This window comes from Kocuria sp. (assembly GCF_030536815.1).
GTDB lineage: Bacteria > Actinomycetota > Actinomycetes > Actinomycetales > Micrococcaceae > Kocuria > Kocuria gwangalliensis.
The window spans coordinates 1-8,473 of sequence record NZ_JAUNPE010000096.1; the positions used below are offsets into that span (position 1 = coordinate 1).

At 66.9% G+C, this 8,473-nt stretch carries 7 protein-coding genes; 6 read left to right on the forward strand and 1 reads right to left on the reverse strand.

What is annotated here, in order from left to right; translation table 11 throughout:
- The first annotated feature begins 2 nt into the window (after nt 1–2).
- Nucleotides 3–1,727 (forward strand): dynamin family protein, encoded by a 1,725-nt coding sequence (locus Q4E95_RS09195; RefSeq protein ID WP_303383022.1) that lies wholly within the window; start codon nt 3–5, stop codon nt 1,725–1,727.
- A complete protein-coding gene (locus Q4E95_RS09200) occupies nt 1,724–3,391 on the forward strand; it encodes a GTPase (RefSeq protein ID WP_303383023.1) in 1,668 nt (555 codons plus the stop codon). The genes Q4E95_RS09195 and Q4E95_RS09200 overlap by 4 nt, the downstream gene beginning before the upstream one ends.
- A gap of 4 nt (nt 3,392–3,395) precedes the next feature.
- Here Q4E95_RS09200 and Q4E95_RS09205 read toward each other — a convergent pair whose 3' ends face one another.
- Nucleotides 3,396–4,130: an IclR family transcriptional regulator gene (locus tag Q4E95_RS09205; RefSeq protein ID WP_190807323.1), complete on the reverse strand. Its 735-nt coding sequence runs from the start codon at nt 4,128–4,130 to the stop codon at nt 3,396–3,398.
- Between the two features lie 235 nt (nt 4,131–4,365).
- On the opposite strand from Q4E95_RS09205, the gene leuC reads away from it, so the two are divergent.
- From leuC to Q4E95_RS09225, 4 genes are all read left to right on the forward strand, one after another.
- Nucleotides 4,366–5,832, forward strand: coding sequence for a 3-isopropylmalate dehydratase large subunit (leuC, locus tag Q4E95_RS09210; protein WP_303383024.1), 1,467 nt, complete (start codon nt 4,366–4,368; stop codon nt 5,830–5,832).
- Nucleotides 5,833–5,891: 59 nt separating this feature from the next.
- The gene (gene leuD / locus Q4E95_RS09215) at nt 5,892–6,491 is read left to right on the forward strand and encodes a 3-isopropylmalate dehydratase small subunit (RefSeq protein WP_303383025.1); all 600 of its coding nucleotides are present in this window, start codon (nt 5,892–5,894) and stop codon (nt 6,489–6,491) included.
- 100 nt (nt 6,492–6,591) lie between these two features.
- Entirely contained in the window at nt 6,592–7,911 is a 1,320-nt protein-coding gene (gene murA, locus Q4E95_RS09220) for a UDP-N-acetylglucosamine 1-carboxyvinyltransferase (protein ID WP_303383026.1), read from the forward strand.
- A gap of 56 nt (nt 7,912–7,967) precedes the next feature.
- Nucleotides 7,968–8,473: 1-acyl-sn-glycerol-3-phosphate acyltransferase (locus Q4E95_RS09225; protein WP_303383027.1), on the forward strand; the 506-nt coding region annotated here is incomplete at its 3' end.

Genomic DNA, 8,473 nt, shown 5'->3' on the forward strand with positions numbered 1-8,473 from the left:
CGCTGATCGAAGCGCTCGAGCAGACCCGAGACCTGTTGAGCTCCACCACGTTGCCGCTGGCCACGGCCAGTGCGCCGCAGCAGCGAGAGACCGTGGGGCGGGCCGTCGCCCAGCTCGATGATTACGTGTTGCCACGCGTCCGGTCCCTGGACGCCCCGTTGCTGGCGGTGGTCGGCGGATCCACCGGCGCGGGAAAATCCACGCTGGTCAACGCGCTCGTGGGTCACCCCGTCACGCGTTCCGGCGCCATTCGACCCACCACGCGCCGTCCGCTGCTGATCCACCACCCCGACGACGCCGCCGCGTTCACGTCCCAGCGTGTCCTGCCGCATCTGGCGCGGGTGCGAGGGAAGCTCATGGACCCGACGGTGACGGCCCCGGCCCGGTCCGAGAGTGATCGCCCCGTGGAGGACACGGGTTCGTTGGTGCTGCTGGCGGATGAGAAAATTCCGCAGGGCCTGGCCGTGCTCGACGCACCGGACGTGGACTCCGTGTCCGACGACAACCGCGCGCTCGCCGCCCAACTACTTTCCGCGGCGGATCTCTGGCTGTTCGTCACGACCGCCAACCGATACGCGGATGCGGTGCCGTGGCAATTGCTACGCAACGCGGCCGGCCGCGATATCACCGTGGCCGTGGTGCTGGACCGGGTCCAGGCGGCGTCGGCGGAGGAAATCCGGGACGACCTGCGGCGGATGCTCAATCAGGAAGGGCTCGGGCACGCGCCCATCTTCGTGGTGGAGGAGTCACCGCTCAACGAGCTGGGTATGCTGCCGCCGCCCGTGGTGGCCCCGCTGCGCGGATGGCTCGAGGACCTCGGGGCCGACGCCCAGGCCCGCTCGGACATCGCGGCACGCACGCTGGGCGGTGCCGTGCGCGAGCTCGCGGACACCACGGATCGAACCGCGGACGCGGTGGAGGGCCAGCAACGCACGGAGGACCACCTGCGCCGCGAGGTCACCTCGGCCTTCGACGACGCCCTGGCGGCCATCATCGACTCCACCCGTGACGGTACGTTGCTGCGCGGGGAGGTCCTGGCCCGCTGGCAGGACTTCGTGGGCACCGGCGAGTTCTTCCGCAACCTCGAGGCGGGCATCGGCCGCGTGCGCGACCGGATCACCGCGTTCTTCAAGGGCGAGCCCGCCCCGGAGGTCCAGGTCGAAGAAGCCATTGAAACCGGCTTGCAGGCCGTGATCGTGGAACACACCGCCCGCGCTTCGGAATTGGCCGAGCGGCGCTGGCGTGATGAAACCTCGGGGCAGGTCCTGCTCGCGGGCCGCGATCTGTCCGCACTGCCGGAGAACTATCACGAAACCACCGCCGAGCACATCCGCTCGTGGCAATCGGACGTCATGCTCATGATTCAACAGGAGGGCGCGGGCAAGCGTACGCAAGCTCGGGCCATGTCCCTGGGGGTCAATGCCCTGGCCGTGATTCTAATGATCGGCGTGTTCTCCATGACCGGTGGCCTCACCGGTCTCGAGGTCGGCATCGCCGGCGGCTCCGGCGTGGTGGGTACCAAACTGCTCGAAGCGGTCTTCGGGGAGGACGCCGTCCGGCGAATGAGCCAGAAAGCACGGGAGAACCTGGAAACCCGCATCAAACACCTGCTGGATCAGCGCGCCAAGGCGTTCCTGGACCGCCTGGACGAATTGGGTGAGCACCCCACCGCGTCCGAGTTGCGGTCTGCGGCTCAGCACATCCGCACGGCCGGTGAGGCCCTGTGAAAATTCGCACCAGACAACCCGAGGCCACGCTGTCCGACCGGATCAAGGGTCTCGCCCAAGCCGCGGAACTGGCCGATGGTCGTCTCGACCAGGAAGCGGTGACGGCCGCACGCCAAGCCCTGGACCGTGCGGGGGAGCGGCGGGCCCTGTCCGCCGATCACACCGTGGTCGGTTTCTTCGGAGCCACCGGGTCCGGAAAATCAACGCTGTTCAACGCGGTGGTCGGCCAGGATCTGGCGCGCACCGCTGCGCGCCGGCCCACCACGTCTCAGCCGCTGGCTGCGATCCGGGGAGAGGAGGGCAGTGAAGCCCTGCTCGATTGGCTCGACGTCAGCGACCGCCACGTGGTGGGCCCCGCACTGAGCATCAGCACCGGTAAGGGCCGCAGGGCGAGCACCACGAGTGGCGGCCTGGTTCTGTTGGACCTGCCCGATTTCGACTCGGTCACGCGCGAGCACCGGGACATCGTGGACCGCATGGTGGGCCTGGTGGACGTGGTCGTGTGGGTGGTGGACCCTCAGAAATACGCTGACGCCGTGCTGCACCAGGATTTCGTGCAGCCGCTGTCCCGTCACGGTGCGGTGACCATGGTGGTGCTGAATCAGGCCGACCGCCTGGCGCCCTCGGACCTGCCCAACGTGCTGGCCTCGCTTCGGGAGCTACTCGCACAGGACGGGCTACCCACGTCAGGGCCCAGTGCCCCCGTGGCAGTATCCGCACTGACCGGTGAGGGTGTGCCCGATCTGCGCGAGCGCATCCACGCCATTGCAGCACACCGGGCGGCCGCGGGGCAGCGTCTCGAGGCGGACGTGATCCATGCCGGACACGTTCTCGCGGAGGCCGCCGGTGAGGGCGACCCCCGGGGCATCACGCGAGAAGCAAGCGAACATCTCACCTCGGGCCTCGTGCGCGCCGCGGGGGTGGACCTCATTGCCGACGCCGCGGCGCGTTCCTACCGCCTGCGCGCCGGCAAGCACACGGGCTGGATCGCAACGCGCTGGCTCGCGAACTTCCGCAAGGATCCGCTCAAGCGCCTGCACATCGAAAGCCACGACAAGGGCTCGGACCCTTCGGTCCACCGCACGTCCCTGCCTCCCATGAACGCCTCCCAGAAGGCTTCGGCGGACTCCGCCGTCCGTAATTACGCGGATGCGGTCTCCGAAGGGGCGGGAGCACCGTGGCGGCGCAGTGTGCGCGTGGCCGCTCGTTCCAACGAGGCGCGTCTGCCGGACGCGCTGGACCAGGCCGTGGCGCGCACCAAGTTCTCCGCTCGGTCCGCGTCCTGGTGGTGGATTCTTTTCGACGTACTGCAGTGGATCGCCATGGCCATGACCGTGTTGGGCCTGCTCTGGTTGCTGGGGTTGTTCGCGGCCGAATACTTCCAGATTCCGCTGCCCCCGCCGCCCACGGTCGAGGGGTTCCCGCTCCCGGTGCCCACGCTCATGGTCATCACCGGCGTGGTGGTGGCGATCTTCCTGGCCATCACGGGCGGACTCATCGCTTCCGTCGCCTCGCGCATGCGGGCCTCCCGACTGCGACGCCGCCTGGGCGAGTCCGTGCGCGAGACCGCGCGTGAGCTCGTGGAGTCTCCCGTGGAACGTGAACTGGAAGCGCATCGCAGGTTCGGTGACTCGTTGGCGCTGACCACCGCCCACGTTAGCTAGCCGGTCAGGATCCGCTCACGCGGACCGCCTCGGTGAGCTGGCGTGCCGCCTGCACGATCACTTCCGCGTGCTTTTGCCCCGGCTGTTTGGAAAGTCGTTCAATGGGGCCGGAAATGGACACGGCGGCAATCACCCGACCGGAGGGCCCGCGCACGGGAGCCGAGACCGAGGCGATGCCGGGTTCGCGCTCGCCGATCGACTGGGCCCAGCCGCGGCGTCGGACGCCGGCCAGGGTCGTGGCGGAGAACCGGGCGTGGGAGAGCCCCTCGATCAGGCGGGCGTGGTCCTCCCACGCAATCAGCACCTGGGCGGCGGAGCCCGCCCTCATGGACAGCTGTGTGCCCACCGGAATGGTGTCACGCAGGCCGATGGGGCGTTCCGCGGAGGCCACGCAGACACGCCACTCGCCCTGTCGGCGGAACACCTGTGACGACTCACCGGTGGCGTCACGCAACTGGAGCAGCACGGGAGCCGATGCGGAGATGAGCCGGTCCTCACCGGCTGCGGATGCGAGTTCGACCACGCGGGAGCCCAGGACGAACCTGCCCTGCACATCGCGACCCACAAAACGGTGGTGAGCCAGTGCCACGGCCAAGCGGTGCACGGTGGGGCGCGCGAGCCCGGTAGCTTCCACCAGATCGGCCAGCGACGCGGGGCCGGCCTCCAGGGCGTCCAGGATGAGCGAGGCCTTGTCGATGACCCCCACACCGGACGGGGAGAAGGAAGATTCCCCGGGCATGCCGGCACCCGTTCCTCGGCCACCCAACGGAGTCCCCAAAGGTGCGCCGGTCGGATCCATCGCGTCAAGAATGTCCATGCTCTAAGATTGCCGTCTCACAATGCGAGAAGCAAGCGAGTACACTGGAACTGTTCGGCGGGTCCCGTGGACCATGGAGAAAACACGGTGCCGGGCAAACCACGCGAGGTGACTCGCGGCCGGTTCGCCGACGCAGCCATGATCAGGAGAGGTCGAGATGCCACAAACCACCGGAACCCGCAATGTGGCGCAGGATTCCAGCGCCACTGCGCGCACACTCGCCGAGAAGGTCTGGACGGACCACCTGGTGCGCCAGGGGGAGAACGGTCAGCCGGACCTGATCTACATCGACCTCCACCTCGTTCACGAGGTCACCAGCCCCCAGGCCTTCGAGGGCCTGCGGCTGGCCGGACGTGGCTTGCGCCGCCCCGATCTGACGATCGCCACCGAGGATCACAACACTCCCACCGAGGACATCTTCTCGACCATCAAGGACGAGACCTCCCGGAAACAGATCGACACCCTGCGCGCCAACTGCGAAGAGTTCGGCGTGCGCCTGCATTCCCTGGGGGACGCCGAACAGGGCATCGTGCACGTGGTGGGCCCGCAGCTGGGTCTGACCCAGCCGGGTATGACCGTGGTGTGCGGTGACTCCCACACTTCGACCCACGGTGCCTTCGGTGCACTGGCCTTCGGCATCGGCACGTCCGAGGTCGAGCACGTCATGGCCACCCAGACCCTGTCGCTGGCGCCGTTCAAGACCATGGCCATCACGGTGGAGGGCACCCTCAAACCGGGTGTGACCTCCAAGGACATCATCCTGGCCGTGATTGCCAGGATCGGAACCGGCGGCGGTCAGGGTTACGTGCTGGAGTTCCGCGGTTCGGCCATCCGGTCGCTGTCCATGGAGGCGCGGATGACCATTTGCAACATGTCCATCGAGGCGGGTGCACGCGCCGGCATGATCGCCCCTGATCAGACCACGTTCGATTACGTGCAGGCTCGCCCGCACGCCCCGCAGGGCGAGGACTGGGATGCGGCGGTCGAATACTGGAACACTTTGCACACCGATGAGGGCGCGGAGTTCGACAACGAGGTGTTCATCAACGCCGACGAGCTGGAGCCGTTCGTCACGTGGGGCACCAACCCCGGTCAGGGTGTCCCGCTGTCCGAGGCCGTCCCGAACCCCGAGGACGCCGGGGACGACAACGCCAAGGATGCCGCGCGGCGTGCGCTGGACTACATGGGGTTGGAATCCGGTACTCCCATGAAGGACATTGCGGTGGACACCGTGTTCCTGGGCTCGTGCACCAACTCCCGGATCGAGGACCTGCGGATCGCTGCGGACATCGTCAAGGGACGCACCAAGGCCGAGAACGTGCGCATGATGGTCGTTCCCGGTTCGGCCAGGGTCCGGTTGCAGGCCGAGGCGGAGGGCCTGGACCGGGTGTTCAAGGACTTCGGCGCGGACTGGCGTTTTGCCGGCTGCTCCATGTGCCTGGGTATGAACCCGGACCAGTTGGCGCCGGGGGAGCGTTGCGCCTCGACCTCCAACCGCAACTTCGAGGGTCGCCAGGGCAAGGGTGGCCGCACCCACTTGGTCTCACCCGTGGTGGCAGCGGCAACCGCTGTGCGTGGAACGCTCAGCTCACCGTCCGACCTGGAATCCGCGCCCGCCCGCTAAGTCGTTCGCTGGTGCCCCGCCACGGCGGGCGGGGCCCGCAACAGTCAAGGAGACCCACCATGGAGAAATTCACCACTCACCGCGGTACCGGTGTGCCGCTGAAGCAGTCCAACGTGGACACCGACCAAATCATCCCGGCCGTGTACCTCAAGCGCATCACCAAGACCGGCTTTGACGACGCCCTTTTTGCGGGCTGGCGGAAGAACCCGGACTTCGTGCTGAACCAGGACATTTACAGCAACGGTTCCGTCCTGGTGGCCGGCTCCGACTTCGGTACCGGTTCATCGCGTGAGCACGCCGTGTGGGCGTTGCGTGACTACGGCTTCAACGTGGTCATCTCTTCGCGCTTCGCCGATATCTTCCGCGGCAACTCGGGTAAGCAGGGCCTGTTGGCCGCGCAGGTGGATCAATCGGACGTGGAACTGCTGTGGAAACTCATGGACGAGCAGCCCGGCATTGAGATCGAGGTGGATCTCGAATCCAGGACCATCACGTGCGACACGGTCACGGTGCCCTTCCAGATCGACGACTACACCCGGTGGCGTCTGATGGAAGGTCTTGATGATATTGGTCTCACCATGCAACACGACGAGGACGTCAAGGCCTACGAAGACGGCCGACCGGCCTTCAAGCCCGTCACGCTCCCGGCAAAAAGCTGAGAACTCAGTGCGCTGATCACGCCGACGACTCGTTAGAATGGGCAGGTTCCGTACTGCGGTGTGCGACGGGACATTAGCTTCCCCCCGAGATCGGTAGGTCATGAGTTCTTTACGAATCACCGGCGGCGTCCCGCTGTCAGGTCAGGTCACCGTGCGCGGAGCCAAGAACCTGGTTCCCAAGGCCATGGTCGCTGCGCTGCTCGGTTCCACGCCGTCAGTCCTGGGTAACGTTCCCGACATCAAGGACGTGGCCGTGGTGACGAATCTTCTCGCCCTGCACGGGGTCACGGTCAACCGCGACGGCGCCGACGGCGTTCTGACCCTCGACCCTTCCAACGTCACCCAGGCGCGCCACGCGGATATCGACGCTCACGCCGGGGATTCCCGGATCCCGATCCTGCTGTGCGGGCCGCTGCTGCATGCGTTGGGTGAGGCGTTCATCCCGGACCTGGGGGGCTGCCGCATTGGCGACCGCCCCATCAACTACCACTTGGAAGTGCTGCGCAATTTCGGTGCGCGCGTGGAGAAGCTGGAATCCGGCATCCGCATGAGCGCACCTCATGGGCTGCAGGGCGCCAAGATCGATCTGCCGTACCCGTCCGTGGGCGCCACCGAGCAGGTGCTGCTCACCGCGACCCGCGCGGAGGGTCACACCGAATTGCGCGGTGCCGCAACCGAGCCCGAGATCATGGACCTGATCGCGATCCTGCAGAAAATGGGTGCGATCATCACGGTCCAGACCGACCGGGTGATCCGGATCGAGGGTGTCCCCGAGCTGCGCGGGTACAGGCACCGTGCGTTGCCGGACCGGATTGAAGCCGCGTCCTGGGGGTCCGCGGCGTTGGCCACCGGTGGAGACATCCTGGTGGCAGGGGCCAAGCAAGCGGACATGATGGCCTTCCTCAACACCTACCGGAAACTGGGCGGTGGCCTGGACATCCAGGACGAAGGCATCCGGTTCTACCACCCGGGCGGAGACCTCAACCCCCTCATCGTGGAAACCAATGTGCACCCCGGGTTCATGACCGACTGGCAGCAACCCCTGGTGGTTGCCCTGACCCAGGCCAATGGCGTGTCGATCGTGCACGAGACCGTGTACGAGAACCGTTTCGGGTTCACCCGCGCGCTCAACCGCATGGGTGCCAACATCCAACTGCATCGCGAGTGCCTGGGTTCCGTGCCCTGCCGCTTCGGTCAGCGCAACTTCCTGCACTCCGCCGTGATCTCCGGACCCACCCCGTTGAAGGCCACGGACATCAACATCCCCGACCTGCGCGGCGGATTCTCGCATTTGATCGCGGCCATGGCGGCGGACGGTGTCTCCCACGTGACCGGCATCGAGCTGATCAAACGCGGCTACGAGCACTTCACCGATAAACTGGCGGGACTGGGCGCGGATTTCGATCTCGAAGATCGCTGACGCGCCCATGCCCCAGCGAGTGTCTGTCACGAGCGGTGTAGGGAGAGAATGCTCGAGTGAGTAGAACGTCGCAGCGGTCCACGTATCGGATTCTGGCCGGGATCGCCATTCCCGTCTACCGCGTGGTCGCCAGGATTTCCTGGCGCGGAACCGAGAACTTTCCGGCCTCCGGCGGGTTCGTGGTCGCGGCCAATCATCTCACCGAGATCGACCCCATCACGGTGGCGTACCCGGTCTACAAGTCCGGCATCATGCCCCGGTTCCTGGCCAAGGAATCCCTGTTCCGTGTGCCCGTCCTGGGGTGGTTGCTCGCACACATCGGCATGGTGCCCGTCTTTCGCGGAACCACCCGCGCCAAGGATTCCCTGGCGGCAGCCTTTGCCGAACTTCACGACGGCGGCGCCATTCTGGTGTACCCGGAAGGCACCGTGACCCGCGACCCCCGGATGTGGCCCATGCGAGCCCACACGGGGGCGGCGCGGTTGTCCCTGCAGGGGCAGGTGCCCGTGGTGCCTCTAGCGCACTGGGGCGACCAGAACGTGCTGTACCGGGACCCGCAGGG